The organism is Pseudomonas monsensis, from assembly GCF_014268495.2.
Classification (GTDB): domain Bacteria; phylum Pseudomonadota; class Gammaproteobacteria; order Pseudomonadales; family Pseudomonadaceae; genus Aquipseudomonas; species Aquipseudomonas monsensis.
Window position 1 is genome coordinate 1,874,032 of sequence record NZ_CP077087.1, and the last position, 16,386, is coordinate 1,890,417.

Annotated in this window: 15 protein-coding genes; 5 read left to right on the forward strand and 10 right to left on the reverse strand. The window is 61.8% G+C overall.

Annotation, left to right across the window (positions count from 1 at the left end; all coding sequences use genetic code 11):
• Positions 1-149 precede the first annotated feature (149 nt).
• The gene (locus tag HV782_RS08215) at positions 150-1,082 is read left to right on the forward strand and encodes a DMT family transporter (protein ID WP_128615122.1); all 933 of its coding nucleotides are present in this window, start codon (positions 150-152) and stop codon (positions 1,080-1,082) included.
• Here the strand turns inward: HV782_RS08215 and HV782_RS08220 are convergent.
• Positions 1,027-2,208, reverse strand: coding sequence for an MFS transporter (locus HV782_RS08220; RefSeq protein WP_186744648.1), 1,182 nt, complete (start codon positions 2,206-2,208; stop codon positions 1,027-1,029). The two genes, HV782_RS08215 and HV782_RS08220, sit on opposite strands and share 56 nt — an antisense overlap.
• A gap of 104 nt (positions 2,209-2,312) precedes the next feature.
• Between HV782_RS08220 and ptrR the strand changes: the two genes are divergently transcribed.
• Both ptrR and HV782_RS28725 read left to right on the forward strand, forming a co-directional pair.
• A complete protein-coding gene (gene ptrR, locus HV782_RS08225; protein WP_123465599.1) occupies positions 2,313-3,206 on the forward strand; it encodes a putrescine utilization regulator PtrR in 894 nt (297 codons plus the stop codon).
• 142 nt (positions 3,207-3,348) lie between these two features.
• Entirely contained in the window at positions 3,349-3,477 is a 129-nt protein-coding gene (locus HV782_RS28725; protein WP_007914492.1) for a PA1414 family protein, read from the forward strand.
• 188 nt (positions 3,478-3,665) lie between these two features.
• On the opposite strand, the gene HV782_RS08230 is transcribed toward HV782_RS28725, so the two are convergent.
• From HV782_RS08230 to speB, 6 genes are all read right to left on the reverse strand, one after another.
• Positions 3,666-3,914, reverse strand: a complete 249-nt coding sequence (locus tag HV782_RS08230) for an acyl carrier protein (RefSeq protein ID WP_128615124.1) — start codon at positions 3,912-3,914, stop codon at positions 3,666-3,668.
• 43 nt (positions 3,915-3,957) lie between these two features.
• Positions 3,958-4,683 carry an MBL fold metallo-hydrolase gene (locus tag HV782_RS08235; RefSeq protein ID WP_128615125.1) on the reverse strand — a complete coding sequence of 242 codons (726 nt, stop codon included), beginning with the start codon at positions 4,681-4,683 and terminating at the stop codon, positions 3,958-3,960.
• 87 nt (positions 4,684-4,770) lie between these two features.
• Positions 4,771-6,150, reverse strand: a complete 1,380-nt coding sequence (locus HV782_RS08240) for a sodium:solute symporter family protein (RefSeq protein WP_186744650.1) — start codon at positions 6,148-6,150, stop codon at positions 4,771-4,773.
• 169 nt (positions 6,151-6,319) lie between these two features.
• A complete protein-coding gene (locus HV782_RS08245; protein ID WP_123465607.1) occupies positions 6,320-7,822 on the reverse strand; it encodes a purine-cytosine permease family protein in 1,503 nt (500 codons plus the stop codon).
• Positions 7,823-7,878: 56 nt separating this feature from the next.
• Positions 7,879-8,301: a YybH family protein gene (locus HV782_RS08250; protein ID WP_186744652.1), complete on the reverse strand. Its 423-nt coding sequence runs from the start codon at positions 8,299-8,301 to the stop codon at positions 7,879-7,881.
• Between the two features lie 10 nt (positions 8,302-8,311).
• Entirely contained in the window at positions 8,312-9,262 is a 951-nt protein-coding gene (speB, locus tag HV782_RS08255; protein ID WP_003222717.1) for an agmatinase, read from the reverse strand.
• Between the two features lie 396 nt (positions 9,263-9,658).
• Between speB and HV782_RS08260 the strand changes: the two genes are divergently transcribed.
• Positions 9,659-10,552, forward strand: coding sequence for a LysR family transcriptional regulator (locus HV782_RS08260; protein WP_007956593.1), 894 nt, complete (start codon positions 9,659-9,661; stop codon positions 10,550-10,552).
• Positions 10,553-10,554: 2 nt separating this feature from the next.
• Positions 10,555-11,151, forward strand: a complete 597-nt coding sequence (locus HV782_RS08265) for a tRNA-uridine aminocarboxypropyltransferase (RefSeq protein ID WP_186744655.1) — start codon at positions 10,555-10,557, stop codon at positions 11,149-11,151.
• A gap of 144 nt (positions 11,152-11,295) precedes the next feature.
• Here the strand turns inward: HV782_RS08265 and HV782_RS08270 are convergent, their stop codons facing one another.
• The 3 genes from HV782_RS08270 to HV782_RS08280 form a co-directional block, all read right to left on the reverse strand.
• Positions 11,296-12,657: an HlyD family type I secretion periplasmic adaptor subunit gene (locus HV782_RS08270; RefSeq protein ID WP_128615231.1), complete on the reverse strand. Its 1,362-nt coding sequence runs from the start codon at positions 12,655-12,657 to the stop codon at positions 11,296-11,298.
• 9 nt (positions 12,658-12,666) lie between these two features.
• On the reverse strand, positions 12,667-14,826 hold the full coding sequence (locus HV782_RS08275) for a type I secretion system permease/ATPase (protein WP_186744657.1): 2,160 nt from the start codon (positions 14,824-14,826) through the stop codon (positions 12,667-12,669).
• Between the two features lie 154 nt (positions 14,827-14,980).
• A complete protein-coding gene (locus HV782_RS08280) occupies positions 14,981-16,339 on the reverse strand; it encodes a TolC family outer membrane protein (RefSeq protein ID WP_186744659.1) in 1,359 nt (452 codons plus the stop codon).
• Positions 16,340-16,386: the final 47 nt, after the last annotated feature.

The following is a 16,386-nucleotide window of genomic DNA, read 5'->3' on the forward strand; positions in this document are numbered from 1 at the left end:
GCGCAGCCGACAACCATTCCCCGCTGACGCAACAGACAAACTGAATGTCTTTTCCAGACGGCTTTTTCTGTCTGGCTGATTGATAATCCCCGACATTGATTTGTGACCATTGGATGGCCTGCCATGTTGTGTGTAATCGAGGTGTTGCCGTGAGTGTCGATCGGCGCAATGCCGATCGTTTTGCCCTGCAGGTGATGATCGGCCTGTGCCTGATCTGGGGCGTGCAGCAGGTGATGATCAAGTGGGCTGCAGCGGACATTGCCCCGGTGATGCAGGCGGCGGGGCGCTCGGGGATTTCCGCGCTGCTGGTGGGCTTGCTGATTTGCTGGAAGGGCGGTTGGGAGCAGGTCGGCAACACCTGGCGTGGCGGCTTGCTGGCCGGTGCGCTGTTTGGTCTGGAGTTCTTCTTCATCGCCGAAGGCTTGCAGCTGACCACCGCGGCGCACATGTCGGTGTTCCTCTACACCGCGCCGATTTTCACCGCACTGGGCGTGCATTTTCTGTTGGCCAGCGAACGCCTGCGGCCGTTGCAATGGTTGGGCATCCTGCTCGCGTTCATCGGTATTGCGATAGCCTTCGCCGGCGGCGTGTCGTGGGATAACCTCGACCACCGCATGCTGCTCGGCGATGCCTTGGGTGTGCTCGCGGGCGCCTGCTGGGGGGCGACCACTGTCGTAGTGCGTGCCTCGCGGCTGTCGGAAGCGCCGGTCACGCTGACCCTGTTCTATCAGTTGATCGTCGGCTTCCTCGGCCTGTTGTTGATCGCGCTGTTCAGCGGCCAGATCAGCCATGTCAGCCTGACACCCGTGGCAGTGGCCAGCGTGCTGTTCCAGGGCCTGGTGGTGTCATTCTTCAGTTACCTGATCTGGTTCTGGCTGCTGCGCCGTTATCTGGCGGCCAACCTCGCGGTGTTCTCGTTCATGACGCCGCTGTTCGGCGTCACCTTCGGCGTGTTGTTGCTCGGCGAACCGCTGAGCGTGAACTTCGTCATCGGCGCCGTGCTGGTGTTGCTCGGCATCACCTTTGTCAGCGCTGAGCAGTGGGTGCGTCGGCGTTTGCGCAAAGCGCTCGGCCAGGGTTAGTCGAGTGCATGGCCAGCCCGCCGGCGATCAGCAAACCGCTGCCGGCGATCACCAGCGCGGGATGCAGGCTGGCGCTGAAATGTGTGCTCAACGCCGCCAGTAACGGACCGCTGAGTTGACCGACGGCAAAGCAGGCGGTCAGCAGGCCGGCGTTGCGCTGGGTCGCGTGGGGCGCCAGTTCCCGCGAGCGCTGCATGACCAGTTGCATGCACGCCAGAAACGGTGTTCCGCAAAGCATCACGCCGAGTGCCAGGCCGAGACCGTTGCCTAGCAGACAGGCAAACACCCCGGCGGCCTGCAGCCACAACGTCGCCATCAACCAGTGCCGCGTGGTCTGCGGATCGTGCCGGCGCAAGCTCACCAGTACCACGCCGATCGCGGCGCCGAGACCGAAGCACGGCCAGAACAGATCCGCCTGCCACTGTCCGTGAAACTGCGCGTTGGCCATCTGCGAAAGAAACGTCGCCGGGATGATGTAGCCGATGCCGTACAGGGCGTAGATCACGCCCAGACGCCCGATGCCGCGATGTGAGGCGCTACCGCTCGCCGCAGTGACCGCTTGCGCCGCGACCGGCTGCGGCAGAAGCCGCCAGACGCCCAGCATCATCAGCAGTGCGGCCGCTGCGTATATCAGCCACAACGTCGAAGATGTTTGCTGCAACAGATGTGAGATCAGTGCCAGCAATCCCGTCAGAACAATCCCCAGACCCGGCCCGGCAAAAACCAGCGCTCCGAGACGTGGGCGACCCGCTGCCGCCGCCAGGGGCTGACTCAGGGAAGTGATCATCACCAGCACCCAGGCACTGGCCACCCCGGTGCCAAAGCGCAACACCAGGTGTGACCAGAAACCATTGGCCCAGAACGATGCCAGGGTCAGCAACACGCACAACCACAAGCCGCCGTGCAGACGCCGCTGCACCTGTTGCGGGCGATGGGCGAACATCGCATCCACCGCACCCAGCAGATAACCAAGGTAATTGGCCGCCGCAATCAGACTGGCGGCTGTCAGGTCGATCTGGCCTTCGCTGAGCAGGTGCGGCATTTGCGGGGTGAGGGCAAAACGGCCGATGCCCATGGCCATCATCAGGGCGACGAAGCAGGCGGATAAGCGAATCAGTGGCGACATGGTCGGGATTCCGTTGAAGGATCAATGACCGTCAGGCTAGGACTGATTGACTTTCTTTAAAATTGAATAATAGTGAGTAACTTGTTCAGTTAAGGAGAAGGCTTGTGGAGTTCAGCCAGCTGCGGATTTTTCAGGCGGTCGCCGAAGAAGGCTCGATCACCCGCGCCGCCGAACGCTTGCACCGAGTGCCGTCGAACCTGTCGACGCGCCTTAAACAGCTGGAAGAACAGCTGGGCGTCGAACTGTTCGTGCGTGAGCGTCAGCGTTTGCAGCTGTCACCTGCGGGAAAAGTCCTGCTGGACTACACCGGCAAGCTGTTTGCCCTGCGCGATCAGGCCAGTGCGGCGGTGATGGGCGGGCAACCGGCCGGCGACTTTGTCCTCGGTACCATGTACAGCACGGCGGCGATTCATCTGCCGGCCCTGTTGGCGCGTTATCACAAGCAATACCCGGCGGTGAACCTGCAGGTGCAATCGGCGCCGAGCGGCGAATTACTGGAAGGTTTGCTGACCGGGCGCCTCGACGCCGCGCTGGTGGACGGCCCGCTGGAACTGGCCGGGCTCGATGGCGTGCCGCTGTGCGAGGAACGTCTGGTGCTGATCACCGAAACCGATCACCCGCCGGTACGCAGCGCCAAGGATGTGGAAGGGCGCTCGGTGTTTACCTTTCGTCGTGGCTGTTCCTACCGCATGCGCCTGGAGGCGTGGTTTTCGCACTATCACGCGACGATGGGCCGCGCGATGGAGATCGAGTCCTACCAGGGCATGCTCGCCTGCGTGATTGCCGGCAGTGGGGTCGCGCTGATGTCGGAGTCGATGCTCGCCAGTCTGCCTGGGCGCGAGAGTGTCGCCGCGCACCTGTTGGCCGAGCCATTCGTGGGTGCGACAACATGGCTCATGTGGCGCAAGGGCATGGTCGGCGCCAACCTGAACGCGTGGGTCGAGGTGCAGCAGGCTGTCTATCCTGCGGCTCAGATTGAAGCGCGAGAAACGGCGTGAACCCATGCCCGCGAATTCTGTTCAATTCAGTAACAGATCATTGCGGATTTGCCCGAGCATTGCGTAGGACTTCGGACTATTATCAGTGCGAAGCGGCCTCAGAATTCCGGCCGCTCAGCACCACCCTGAAGGGGGCATGACGATGAAAGAGAAAATTCAAAACTGGCTGCACGACTTGGGTGTCGCCCTCGGCTTGATCGAACCGCCTCTGCAACCTGTACCGATTCGCACCGATGACGAGCAGCGCCGCCGTCAACAACGGCGCCGGTAGGTAAATCAGCCTGTGAGTGCCACTAGTTGTGGCGAGGCAGTTTGCTCGCGGTCGGCTGCGCAGCAGTCGTAAAGTCAGTGAGCAACGTCTGTCAGGCACAATTGGCGGCTGCTGCGCAGCTCGGTGGGAGCCAGCTCCCTCGCCACAGGGTTTTATCTCAGCCCTGTGGACGTGTTTGGCAAATCCTCTCAATGCCTGCCAATCTCCAGCAAAAACCGGCTCAAGTCCTTCGCCGTTTTCGCGGTCTTGAGCATCCGGTCTTCCTCGGCGGTGAATGCCGTCAGTCCGAATTCATCCTCCAGATGAAAGATCAGATCTTCGATATCCGCCTTTTCCAGGCCCAATTGCACCAGGCTGGTGTTGTCGGTGAATTCACGCGACTCCAGCAGGCGCCGAATGTATCGGTGCACGGCGGCACGCACGGCAGCTCTTCTCATGGCAGATATTTCTAGTTGTTTTCTTGCTTGAGTACAGCAGGCCTCATGCGTGGCCGCGCAACCATTCGTCAATCATCGAACGCAAATGCTCGCCGGAAAAACTGCCGAAATGCCCGCCATGAACGGTACGGACCGGTAATGCCTGCAAGCGGCGCAGGCTGGCGGCGTAATCGTGCAGATTGGAGTGGTAGGCATCTTCGATCAACGGCCCGTTGTAGATGATGTCGCCGCTGAACAGGGTTTGCGTCGCGGCTTCGTACAGGCTGATTCCGCCCGGTGAATGCCCCGGTGTGTGCAGCACTTGCAGCGTGCGGTTGCCCAGGTCCAGCACGTCGCCGTCCTCGACCCATCCGGTGGCCGGCGCAGCCTTGACCCGGTATTCGGCGTAGCACAACGGGCAATCGGGATGCGCCTCGAACATGTCGTCGCCGACGAAGGCGCGGCTCAAGTCATTCTCGCCATCCGGCGCGGCGAGAATATCCGCCTCCGCCGGATGCACCAGACGTTCGGCGAATTCGTGATGCCCGGCAATATGGTCGAAGTGGCAATGACTGGCCACTGCCACCAGCGGCCGCTCGGTGATCCACGGCAACTGCTCGCGCAGGCTGACCAGTCCCGAGCCGCTGTCCAGCAACAAGTCTTTGTCGCGGCCCTGAACGTGCCAAAGGTTGCAGCGATAGAACGGGCGAATGTACGGCTCATGAATCAGCCGGATGCCATCGCTCAACGTCTGCACTTCAAACCATTGATCGCGGGGAACGATCTTCATATTCACTGTTTCTCCAGACCCAAAAAAACGGGTGTGGCAACCGACGCCACACCCGTCGAAGAAAGCATCAAGTCGTTACATCGAAGCTTAGATCGCGCTCGCCGCGGTTGCCGGACGAGGGGAGACCAGGCTGACCACTACAAAACTCACCAGGCCGACCGCCAGGCTGTAGTAGATCGGCGTGTTGGCATCCAGACCGTCCTTGAACATGAACAGCAGCGCGGTGGCGAAACCCAGGCCCATGCTGGCGATGGCGCCGGCGGTGGTCGCACGTTTCCAGAAAATCGCGCCGATCAGCGGGATCAGCATGCCGCCCACCAACAGGTTGTAGGCGAGGGTCAGGGCGCTGATCACATCGTTCACCACCAGCGCGATGCCGAGAACCACGACACCGGTCAGCAAGGTGAACAGGCGGTTGATGCCCAGGCTCGATTGTTTGCCGCCACGCAGTTTCGGCAGCAGGTCTTCGGTCAGGGTGGTGGCCGCCGCGAGCAGGCCGGCACTGGCGGTGGACATCATGGCCGCCAGCGCAGCGGCGATCACCAGGCCCCGGATACCGTCCGGCAGCGACAGTTTGACGATGGCGGCGAAGGCGTTGTTGACGTTGTCCAGATCCGGGATCAGCACGTGCGCAGCCATGCCGATCAGCGCGCAGGCCAGACCGTAGAGGATGCAATAGATACCGGCGATGCTGCCGGCGTATTGGGCGACTTTGGCGGTCTTGACGGTGAACACCCGTTGCCAGATGTCCTGACCGATCAGGATGCCGAAGAAGTAGATCATGAAGTAGGTGATGATCGTGTCCCAGCCGATGGTGGTGAGGTTGAACGCCGCTGCCGGCAGCTTCAGCACCAGTTCGTCCCACCCGCCAACGCGGTACAGGCAGATCGGCAAGAGGATGAACATCAGGCCGACGGTCTTGATGATGAACTGGACGATGTCGGTCAGGGTCAGCGACCACATCCCGCCAATCGCCGAGTAGATCACCACCACACCACCGCCAAGCAGCACGGAGATCCAGAACGGCAGGCCGAACAGTACCTGCAGCACGGTGCCGATCGCCAGGATCGAGGTCACGCCGATCATCAGCGCGTAGGCCAGCATGATCGCCGCGCTCGCCGAGCGGGCCATCGGGTTGTAGCGTTTTTCCAGGACCTGGGTAACGGTGTAGATCTTCAGTTTCAGCAACGGTTTGGCGAGAAACAGGTTCAGCGCGACGATGCCGCAGCCCAGTGCCGCGCACAGCCAGAAACCGGAGATGCCGTGCACGTAGCCCAGACGCACGGTGCCGACGGTGGACGCGCCACCGAGTACGGTCGCGGCCATGGTGCCCATGTACAGGCTTGGGCCGAGGTTACGCCCGGCGACCAGAAAGTCCTCGTTGGTCTTGGCCTTGCGCATGCCGTAGTAGCCGAGCAAGAGCATGCCGGCGGCGTAGATGAGGACGACGAATAAATCCAAAGCCATGATGGCGTGTCTCCGATTGTCTTTTTTATGTGAGGCTGAATTCAGTCTCCTGTGGGAGCGAGCTCGCTCCGGGCGGCGATCCGACGAAGGCGTCGGCACATTCAAAAGTGATGTGACTGAAAGATCGCTTTCGCGAGCAAGCTCGCTCCCACAGGGGATAGGCGTTTACTCAGGCGGCTTGCGCTTTAGTCGACGGTTCCCCGACTTGGCTGCGGGCATCCTTCGGGCCGAACACTTCCCGTGGTTCCGGGAACAGGCTCAGCAGCGTCAGGTACACCACCGACGCCAGGCCCAGGGTCACCGGCAAGCTGATGTCGATGCCACCGGCCATCTCGCCCAGCGGGCCGACGAACTGCCCCGGCAGGTTGACGAAGCACAGGCCAACCGCCGCGCTCGGGATCCACGCGCCCAGACCACGCCAGTTCCATCCGTGGTTGAACCAGTAGCGGCCGCCCTGTTCGCCACGGGTGAATACTTGCAAGTCATCCGGGCAGTAGAAGCCGCGACGTACCAGCAGGCCGATGATCATGATCACCATCCACGGGGTGGTGCAGGTGATGATCAGCACAGCGAAGGTCGACACGCTCTGCACCAGGTTCGCCGCGAAGCGCCCGATGAAGATGAAGGCAATCGACAGCACGCCGATCAGCAGCGTCGCCTTGACCCGCGACAGCACGCGTGGGAACACGCTGGACATGTCCAGCCCGGTGCCATACAGCGAAGTGGTGCCGGTGGACATGCCACCGATCACCGCAATCAGGCACACCGGCAGGAAGAACCAGCTCGGCGACACCGCCAGCAAACCGCCCACGTAGTTGTTCGCCGCGATGTAGTCCGGCGCCTTGATCGCGACAATGGTCGCGGTGGCCAGACCGAACAGGAACGGGATGAACGTGGCGATCTGCGACAGCACCACGGCGGCCATGATCCGTTGCTTGGAGGTGTCACGCGGGATGTAGCGCGACCAGTCGCCGAGGAACGCACCGAAGGAAATCGGGTTGCTCATCGCCACCAGCGCAGCGCCGATGAACGCCGCCCAGAAGCCCGGTTGACCGAGGCTCACTGTGCCGGCGTAATTCACGTCGAAAGGACCGGCAAAGGCGAAGATGCCCAGCAGGAACAACAGGCTGGCGCTCCACACCGCGATCTTGTTCACCCACAGCAGAAAGCGGAAGCCGTAGATGCACACGGTCAGCACCAGAATCGCGAACAGACCGTAGGCCAGGCCCAGGGTCAGGTCGGTTTCCGGCAAACCGATCAGGCGTTTCGCACCACCGATCAGCGCATCCCCCGAACTCCACACCGAGAGCGAGAAAAACGCGATAGCGGTCAACAGCGACAGGAATGAACCGACGATCCGCCCGTGCACGCCGAAGTGCGCACCGGAGGACACGGCATTGTTGGTACCGTTGATCGGGCCGAACAGGCCCATCGGTGCGAGGATCAGCGAACCCAGCAGCACGCCCAGCACAATCGCCCAGACGCCAGCCTGAAAAGACAGGCCGAACAGCACCGGGAAACTGCCGAGCACGGCGGTGGCAAAGGTGTTCGAACCACCGAAGATCATCCGGAACAAGTCCGTCGGGCCTGCAGTGCGTTCGTGGTCCGGGATCTGCTCGACCCCGTGGGTTTCGATTTGCGTAAGGCTTTGGTCGTTGTTGTTGTTATTCATGATCTGCTCCGATCATAAAGGCGCGCCTCATCGTGCGTGTGGCGTCACCTGTTTGGCTAAGGGGATGGCAGCCCTTCCGGCATTGCGGACAAATGTTCGTGGCAGGCCAGCCAATGGCCTTGTTGTTCTAGGCTCGACGCTTGTTTCTTGAAAACAATCGTCTCGCGCTCCTGGCTGAAGTGTTGCTCCCCTTGCATGCGCAGCTCGGTGGCCACGTCATGGATGAAAATCGCCACATCACCTTGCAGGCTGACGAAGGCGTTGCTCGACGTGCACGACAGCACTTCAAAGCCATCCTCGGTGCGCCAGCGGTCCCACAAGGCCTGATAGGCATCGCGCGACAGCAGGGGCTGTTCGAGGGTGTAGAACACGAAACTCGCATCGGCGCTGAACGCGCCGAAGTAAGCTTCGCGATCGTTGCGGGCGAAGGCGGACACCAGATCGGCAGCCGCTTTCAGAACCTGATCACGTTCGTTCATGGCCGAACCCTCAGCGGTGGACCACGCCAGGCAGTACGCAGAGCATTTCGTACAGCAGGTTGGCGGCCAGCAGCGAGGTGTTGCCGGTCGTGTCATAAGCCGGCGAGACTTCTACCAGATCGCAACCGATCAGGTCGAGGCCCTGGCAGCCACGGACGATTTCAATCGCCTGAATGGTCGTCAGGCCACCGATTTCCGGGGTGCCGGTGCCCGGTGCCCACGCCGGGTCGATGCCGTCGATGTCGAAACTCAGGTACACCGGACCGCCACCGACTTTCTCGCGCACTTCGGCCATCAGTGGCGCCAGCGACTTGTGCCAGCACTCTTCGGCTTGAACAACGCGGAAGCCCTGATCGCGGCTCCAGTTGAAGTCGTCAGCGGTGTAGCCCTGCGCGCGCAGACCAATCTGCACCACGCGGTCGCAGTCCAGAAGGCCTTCTTCGACGGCGCGACGGAAGGTCGTACCGTGGGCGATCTTCTCGCCGAACATGTGATCGTTGACGTCAGCGTGCGCATCAATGTGCACCAGACCGACCTTGCCGTGCTTCTTGTGAATCGCCCGCAGGATCGGCAGGGTGATGGTGTGGTCGCCACCCAGGGTCATCGGGATCACGTTGTGCTCGAGGATGTTGTCGTAGGCTTCTTCGATGATGCGCACGGCGTCGAGCAGGTTGAAGGTGTTGATAGCCACGTCACCGATGTCGGCGACCGACAGCGAGTCGAACGGGGCGGCGCCGGTGGCCATGTTGTACGGGCGGATCATCACCGATTCGGTGCGGATGTCGCGTGGCCCGAAGCGGGTGCCGGGGCGCAGCGACGTGCCGATGTCCAGGGGCACGCCAACGAAGGCCGCGTCCAGGCCGGCAGCAGTCGGTACATGGGGGAGTCGGAGCATGGTGGCGATGCCGCCGAAGCGCGGCATTTCGTTGCCGCCCAGTGGTTGGTGAAGAATCTTGTCCACGGGTAGGGCCTCATCGTCTTTGTTTTATTTATGTCGGCGCGCCGTGCAGGGGAGGTCCGGGCGCCGCTGTGGGACCGATTCTGCGAAATGTAGTGCGGCGGAAGAATCGCTACGGGCAAAAACTTAGTTCAGATTTTTCTAAACTAATGGCGACGCCGGGATTAGACTTTGCGGTCTCGGGATTCTGGCCAGGCTGAACATTGTTGCCCTCACCCCAGCCCTCTCCCGGAGGTAGAGGGGGCCGAGCGTGTTGTTAGCGGAATTTGTATCGACCTGAAAAATCGAGTCGAACTCAGGATTTGAAAGCCATGGAGATCAGCTCCCTCTCCCTCCGGGAGAGGGCTGGGGTGAGGGAAGGTTCTATCAGGCGATACATCTCTAAAGCCCGGAGTAGACATGGCCAACGCTTTACCCGACCTGAAACTGTTGCGCATCTTCGTCAGTGTCGTGCGCCATCAAGGCTTCGCCAATGCGCAGCAGGAACTCAACCTGTCGACGTCGGCGATCAGCACTTACATGAGTCAGCTCGAAGCGGCGCTGGGGCTGGTGCTGTGTCATCGCGGACGCGGCGGGTTCAGCCTGACCAGCAAGGGTGAACTGTTCCATCAGGAAACCCTGCGCCTGCTGGCCGAGCTCGAAGGTTTCGAGCAATACGCCGCTGCGCTCAAGGGCGAACTGCGCGGTACGCTCAACCTTGGGGTGATCGACTCCACCGTCAGCGACAAGGCCTTGCCGTTCGCCGAAGCCATCGGCGCCTACAGCCAGGAACACCCGGCGGTGCATTTGCACCTGTCGGTGATGAGCCCGTACGAACTGCAGCTCGGCGTGCAGGACAACCGTCTCGATCTGGCCATCGGTGCGTTTTCCACGCGCATGAGCGGGCTGGTCTACATGCCGCTGTACCGCGAACAGCACTGGCTGTATTGCAGCAGCCGGCATCCGTTGTTCAACGAGCGGCGCATTCCCGAACAGGTCATCACCCAGCAGCGCATGGTCGGTCGTGGGTACTGGAGCCAGGCGGAACTGGCGCGCCACGGTTTCAAACACAGCGCCGCCACGGTGGAAAGTATGGAGGCGCAGCTGATTCTCGTGCTATCCGGCGCCTACATCGGTTATTTGCCGGAACACTACGCTCAGGCCTGGGCCGACAAGGGCGACTTGCGCGTGTTGCTGCCGGCGACGTTCGGTTACCAGGCGCCATTTTCGATGATCATGCGCCGGGGCCGCAGCCGCGAGCCGCTGATCCAGACCTTTCGTGATTTGCTCAAAGCACAGCTCAATCAGGCTTAAGAATGTCCAGACCTCAATGCCCGCGCTGCCTGCGCCCCCAAACCCATTGCCTGTGCCCGCTGATCCCGCGCCTCGACAGCCGCACCCGGGTCTTGCTGTTGCAGCATCCGAGCGAGGTCAATCACGCGCTCAACACCGCACGATTGGCGGCGCTGGGTTTGACCAATGCCGAACTGATTGTCGGTGAAGTTTTCGAGGATCTGTCGACGCTGTTGAACCGGCCGGGGTATCAGGCGCGATTGTTGTTTCCCGCCGACGATGCGCAGCCGATGCAGGCTTACCGTGAATCTGATCAACCGTTGTTGCTGGTGGTGCCGGATGGCACCTGGCGCAAGGCGCGCAAGATGCTCCATCTCAATCCGCTGCTGGCGGCGCTGCCCCGGGTGACGCTGGCCGAGGGCGGAGTGTCGCGTTATCGCTTGCGCAAGGCTCCGGGGCCGGGGGCGTTGTCGACCATCGAGGCGATTGTGCAGGCGCTGGAAACCCTCGAAGCGCCGGCGACGTTCGCGCCGTTGCTCAAGCCGTTCGAGGCGTTGATCGAGGGGCAGATTGCGGCGATGGGGGAGGAGACCTTTCAGCGCAATCATGCTGAAAAATAATCGGTGCTTCTGCTGGCCTCATCGCTGGCAAGCCAGCTCCCACAGGTTTCTGTGGTATTCACAGGTTTGTGTTCGACACGGACACTGTGGGAGCTGGCTTGCCAGCGATGAGGCCAGTCAATTCACCACAAAATCCAGACATTTCTAGCGCTCGCGCATCGCCTCGGTCCGCGCCTTCAGCACGGGTTTAAGCAGATAATCCAGCACGCTTTTCTCCCCGGTAATGATGTCCACCGTCGCCACCATTCCCGGAATGATCAGCAACGGCTTCGCATCCCCGCCCAAATGGTTTTTATCGGTGCGCACCTGAATCAGGTAGAAGCTGTTGCCTTTGTCATCGGTGATGGTGTCGGCGCCGATCAGTTCCAGTTTTGCGCTCAGCCCGCCGTAGATCGTGTAGTCGTAGGCGCTGAACTTGACCATGGCTTTCTGGCCCGGATGCAGGAACGCGACGTCCTGCGGACGAACCTTGGCCTCGATCAGCAGGTTGTCTTCCAGTGGCACGATTTCCACCATGTCGCTGCCAGGCTGCACCACGCCGCCGATGGTATTGACCTTGAGCTGCTTGATCACCCCGTGCACCGGCGAGGTCACGGTGGTGCGGCTGACGCGGTCGTCGATGGCGATGCTCGACGCGGTGATTTTCGACAGGTCGGTGCGCTTCTGATTGAGGTCCTTGGCGGCGTCGGAGCGGAAGGTCTGTTCCGATTCGTCGATCTTGCTCTTGATCTCGTTGATCGCCGATTCGGCCCGGGGGATGGCCAGCGTCGTCGCGTTGAGCGAACCGCGAATCTCCACTGCGCTGCGCTTGAGCCGCAGGATTTCCACCGGCGATACCGCACCGGTGCCGACCAGCGGCGCCGACATGTTCATCTCTTGCTGCAGCAACGCCAGGCTGGAGCTGTACTGGCCCTGTTTGGAACGGAACTCCGCCAGTTCCTGAGTCTTCTGCCGCAGTTGTTCGGTGAGGGTCCGTTGCTCGCTGGCCAGCCGCCGTTGGCGCTGGTCGTACAGTGCCCGTTCGTCTTCGGCGACCTGTGGCGCCTTGGCGATCACCTCGTCAGACAGCTTGAACGGGCGCCCCTCGGCTTCGGCGGAAAGGCGTTCGACTTGCGCGGTCAGGGCGTAACGGTCGGCCTCGCTCTCACCCTTGTTCGACAGGAAGCGCGTGTCATCCAGGCGCAATAGCTTGTCGCCCTTGTTCACCATCTGCCCTTCACGCACGAAAATCTCGGTGACGATCCCGCCCTCAAGGTTCTGGATCACCTGGACCTTGCTCGACGGAATCGCCTTGCCTTCGCCCATGGTCACTTCTTCGAGCACCGCGAACTTGGCCCAGACCAACGCACTGATCAGCAGCGCTGCGGCCAGCCACACGGTAATCCGCGACCAGCGTGGCGAATCCTGCAAGGAGGCGCCGGCGGTTTCCGGCATGAACTCGGCTTCGGCGCTTTTGCCGAAACTGTCGAAGTAGCCGCGTGATTTGCCATCGGATGCAGCTGACATGGGTAACTCCTAGACCGCCGCCGAGCCGACGCGGCCCTTGCGCAGTGCATCAATGACCGCTTCTTTCGGACCGTCGGCAACGACCCGGCCGTTGTCCAGCACCAGCAGCCGGTCCACCAGACTGAGCATCGAGGTGCGATGGGTGACCAGCAGCAGCGTCTTGCCTTGCACCCAGCCGTGCAGCTTCTGGCGCAGCAGGTCTTCGCTGCTGTTGTCCATGGCGCTGGTGGGTTCGTCGAGCAGCATGATCGGCGGGTCGAGCAGCAACGCCCGGGCCAGCAGCACGGCCTGACGTTGGCCGCCGGAGAGCAATTGCCCACGCTCGCCCACGGGGCGGTCGAAACCTTGCGGGTGCTGGCGAGCCAGTTCGGTGACGCCGGTCAGTTCAGCGACTTCGAGCATGCGCGAATCGCTGATATAGCGCGCGCCGAGGGTCAGGTTGTCACGCAGGCTGCCGGCCAGCAGTGGCAGGTCGTGGGCGACGTAACCGATCTGCTGGCGCAGGTCGGCGACATCGAGTTGGCGCAGGTCGAGCCCGTCGAGCAGTAGCTGGCCTTCTTCCGGTTCGTAGAAGCCCATCAGCAATCGCGCCAGGGTGCTTTTGCCCGAGCCGCTGCGGCCGATGATGCCAACCCGTTCGCCGGGTTTGAGGCTGAAGCTGACGTTGCTCAGCGCCGGCGCGTTCTGGCCGTTGTAGTGAAAGGTCACGCCACTGACGTCCAGTGCACCTTGCAACTGGGTGCGCTCCAGTGGCCGTTGCTTGCCGTCGCGCTCCTGCGGCAGGCCCATCAGCGCATCGGTGCTTTTCATGGTCAGTTGCGCTTGCTGGTAGCGGGTGATCAGCCCGGCGATTTGCCCCAGTGGCGCGAGTACGCGGCTGCCGAGCATGTAACTGGCGACCAGTGCACCGACGCTGAGGTTGCCGGCGATGATGCTGTAGACCCCGGCGACAATCGTCGCCATCCCGGAAAACTGCTGAATAAACAGCGTGCCGTTGGTCGCCAGCGCCGAAAGGTTGCGCGCATGGCTGTCGAGGCGGGTGAGGGCGCCATGGGTGCTTTCCCATTTGTGCTGGCGCTCGCTTTCGGCACTGCACGCCTTGAGGGTCTCCAGGCCGCCGAGGGTTTCGATCAGCAGCGCCTGGCGTTCGGCACCCAGGCTCAGGCTCTTCTGCACGGTGTCGCGCAGGCGCACCTGAATCGCCAGGGCAAAGATGATCGTGATCGGAAACGCCAGCAGCGGAATCACCACCAGCCAGCCGCCGAGCAGGCCGATCACCACCAGCATCAACACCACGAAAGGCAGGTCGATCAGGCTGGTCAGGGTTACCGCCGTGAGGAATTCACGCAGGCCCTGAAAGTCATGAATGCTCTGGGCGAATCCGCCGATGGTCGCCGGGCGCGCCTTCATCGACATGCCGGTGATGCGTTCGAATAAAGTCGCAGAAAGGATCACATCGGTCTTCTTGCCGGCGGTGTCGAGCAGGTGCGCGCGCACTACCCGCAGGACCAGTTCGAACCCGGTGCCGATCAGCAAACCGATCGACAGCACCCACAAGGTCGAAGTGGCCTGATTCGGCACCACGCGGTCGTAAGTTTGCATGACGAACAACGGCACCATCAGGCCTAAAAGATTGATCAGGAAACTGGCGAGAATCGCATCGCTGTAGAGCCATTTCGACAGTTTCAGGGTGTCACGAAACCACGCATGCACCCGTGGCACCAGCGGCGAACGCAAGTCTTCCAGTTCGTGGCGCGGACGGGCGAACAAGGCCTGGCCGCTGTAGTGCTCGGAGAGTTCTTCACGGTTGATCCATTGCTCGCCGCCATCGGCTTCGCTGGGCAGGATCAGCGCTTTGCCGTCTTCAGCGAAGCGCCGCAACACAGCGGTGCGGCCGTCGTTGAGCAGCAGCAGAATCGGCAGATTGAGCGGCGAAATATCTTTCAACTCTCGGCGCAACACGCGCGCCTGCAACCCGGCCCGGGCGGCGGCGCGAGGCAGCAGGTCGAGGCTCAGGCGTTGCTTGTTCAGGGGCAGCCCGGCACTCAGGCTGGCGCGGCTGACGATTGCGCCGTGGAGTTTGCAGAGGATCAACAGACCGTCGAGTAACGGATCATCGAAGCTCAGCCGCGGATCGACCCCGGAGTGGCCGGGTTCCATGCTGGTCATATTGATCGCCCCTGTAATGACTGGTCCAACCTGTGGCGAGGGGATTTATCCCCGATGGCTGCGCAGCAGTCCCATGGATCTCATTGCTGCTCAAATCTTTGGGATTGCTGCGCAACCCAGCGGGAGCAAGCTCCCTCGCCACATGGGTTTTCGTTTATTTCAGCTCAGGCAGGCGTGCTTCGTTTTTGACTTCGGTCGCCGCAATCGCATCCGCCGGCAGCACCACCCGTTGTTTGCTCAGCAACTGGCCCATGTTCGCCAGCACGCGGTACATCGAATATTCCTCGGTGTAGCGGATTTCGGTGTAGCGGCGGTTGGCGTTGTAGAGCTCGTTTTCACTGTCGAGCAAGTCGAGCAGGGTGCGTTGGCCGAGGCCGAACTGATCCTGATACGCCGCGCGCACGCGTTTGGTGGTCTCGGCGTATTCGCGGGCGGTCGGGGTCTGTTTCTTCGCGTTGACCATGGCGTTCCAGGCCAGGTGAATGTTCTCGTTCAACTGACGCAGGGCGTTGTTGCGGATGTCCATCGCCTGGTTGATCTGGTGCGCATCGGAGGCCAGACGGGCCTTGTCGCTGCCGCCACGGAACAGGTTGTAGTTCATGATCACGCCCACGCGCCATTCGTTGTCGTGGCCTTCATCACCTTGCACATTGTTGTTCGCACCCACCGCGGCTTCGGCATCGAAGCGTGGATAGAACGGCGACTTGGCGACTTCGTACTGGCTCTCGGCCGATTGCACGTCGGCCTGGGCGGATTTCAGGTACGGGTTGTTCTCGACCATGCTCTGCTGGGCTTCGGGCAGGCTGGCGGGCAATTCGCCGCGGGTCGAGGCCGGAGCTTCCAGCTCATCGGGCATGCGCCCGACCACGGCATAGAAGTTCGATTCGGCGTCGGCCAGATCGACTTCGGCGGTATCGAGGTTGTTTTGTGCCAGCGCCTTACGGGCCACCGACTGGTCGGAGTCGGCGGTGCTGCCGATGCCCCGCTGGGTGCGCAGGCCGATCTGATCGTTGACCCGCAAGTGCGCCTGCAGGTTGTTTTTGGCCAGGCTCACCAGTTCGCGACGCTTGAGCACTTCAAGGTAGACCTCGATGGTGCGCAGGGCCAGATCCTGGGCGGTGCCTTGCGCGTAATAAGCGCGCGAGTTGGACACACCCTTGGTGCGCTCGACCTCGTTGGCGGTGTTGAACCCGTCGAACAGCATCTGCCGCAGGCGCAGCTCGGACTGGGTGTAATTGAGGATGGCGGTGTGGTGATTACCGAGGGCCCGGGTGTTGGTGTTGTCGCTGTAGCCGCGACCATAAGCGGCGTTCAGATCGACGGACGGATAGAAGCCACCCCTGGCGACTTTCACTTGTTCGTCGGCCGACAGTTTTGCGTCCACGCGCGAGGCCAGTTCGGGGTGGGTGGCAATGGTGCTTTGGATCGCTTCGGTGAGGTTCATTGCCTGGGCTTGAGAAGTGCAAGCCATGGCCAGCAAAACCGCGCTGCAGAGGGGGGTTAGAACGCGCATGGGTGCATCTCCCTGAGTCCTGATGGTGTGTTACTGTCGCCAAATAT

Excerpts from the sequence above, each read along its gene's own strand:
- HV782_RS08250 (WP_186744652.1), bottom strand. The coding sequence starts at position 8,301 with ATGAACGAACGTGATCAGGTTCTGAAAGCGGCTGCCGATCTGGTGTCC.
- HV782_RS08265 (WP_186744655.1), top strand. The coding sequence starts at position 10,555 with ATGTCCAGACCTCAATGCCCGCGCTGCCTGCGCCCCCAAACCCATTGC.
- HV782_RS08260 (WP_007956593.1), top strand. The coding sequence starts at position 9,659 with ATGGCCAACGCTTTACCCGACCTGAAACTGTTGCGCATCTTCGTCAGT.
- HV782_RS08235 (WP_128615125.1), bottom strand. The coding sequence starts at position 4,683 with ATGAAGATCGTTCCCCGCGATCAATGGTTTGAAGTGCAGACGTTGAGC.
- HV782_RS08280 (WP_186744659.1), bottom strand. The coding sequence starts at position 16,339 with ATGCGCGTTCTAACCCCCCTCTGCAGCGCGGTTTTGCTGGCCATGGCT.
- HV782_RS08240 (WP_186744650.1), bottom strand. The coding sequence starts at position 6,150 with ATGGCTTTGGATTTATTCGTCGTCCTCATCTACGCCGCCGGCATGCTC.
- HV782_RS08275 (WP_186744657.1), bottom strand. The coding sequence starts at position 14,826 with ATGACCAGCATGGAACCCGGCCACTCCGGGGTCGATCCGCGGCTGAGC.
- HV782_RS08245 (WP_123465607.1), bottom strand. The coding sequence starts at position 7,822 with ATGAATAACAACAACAACGACCAAAGCCTTACGCAAATCGAAACCCAC.
- HV782_RS08230 (WP_128615124.1), bottom strand. The coding sequence starts at position 3,914 with ATGAGAAGAGCTGCCGTGCGTGCCGCCGTGCACCGATACATTCGGCGC.
- HV782_RS28725 (WP_007914492.1), top strand. The coding sequence starts at position 3,349 with ATGAAAGAGAAAATTCAAAACTGGCTGCACGACTTGGGTGTCGCCCTC.
- HV782_RS08270 (WP_128615231.1), bottom strand. The coding sequence starts at position 12,657 with ATGTCAGCTGCATCCGATGGCAAATCACGCGGCTACTTCGACAGTTTC.
- HV782_RS08220 (WP_186744648.1), bottom strand. The coding sequence starts at position 2,208 with ATGTCGCCACTGATTCGCTTATCCGCCTGCTTCGTCGCCCTGATGATG.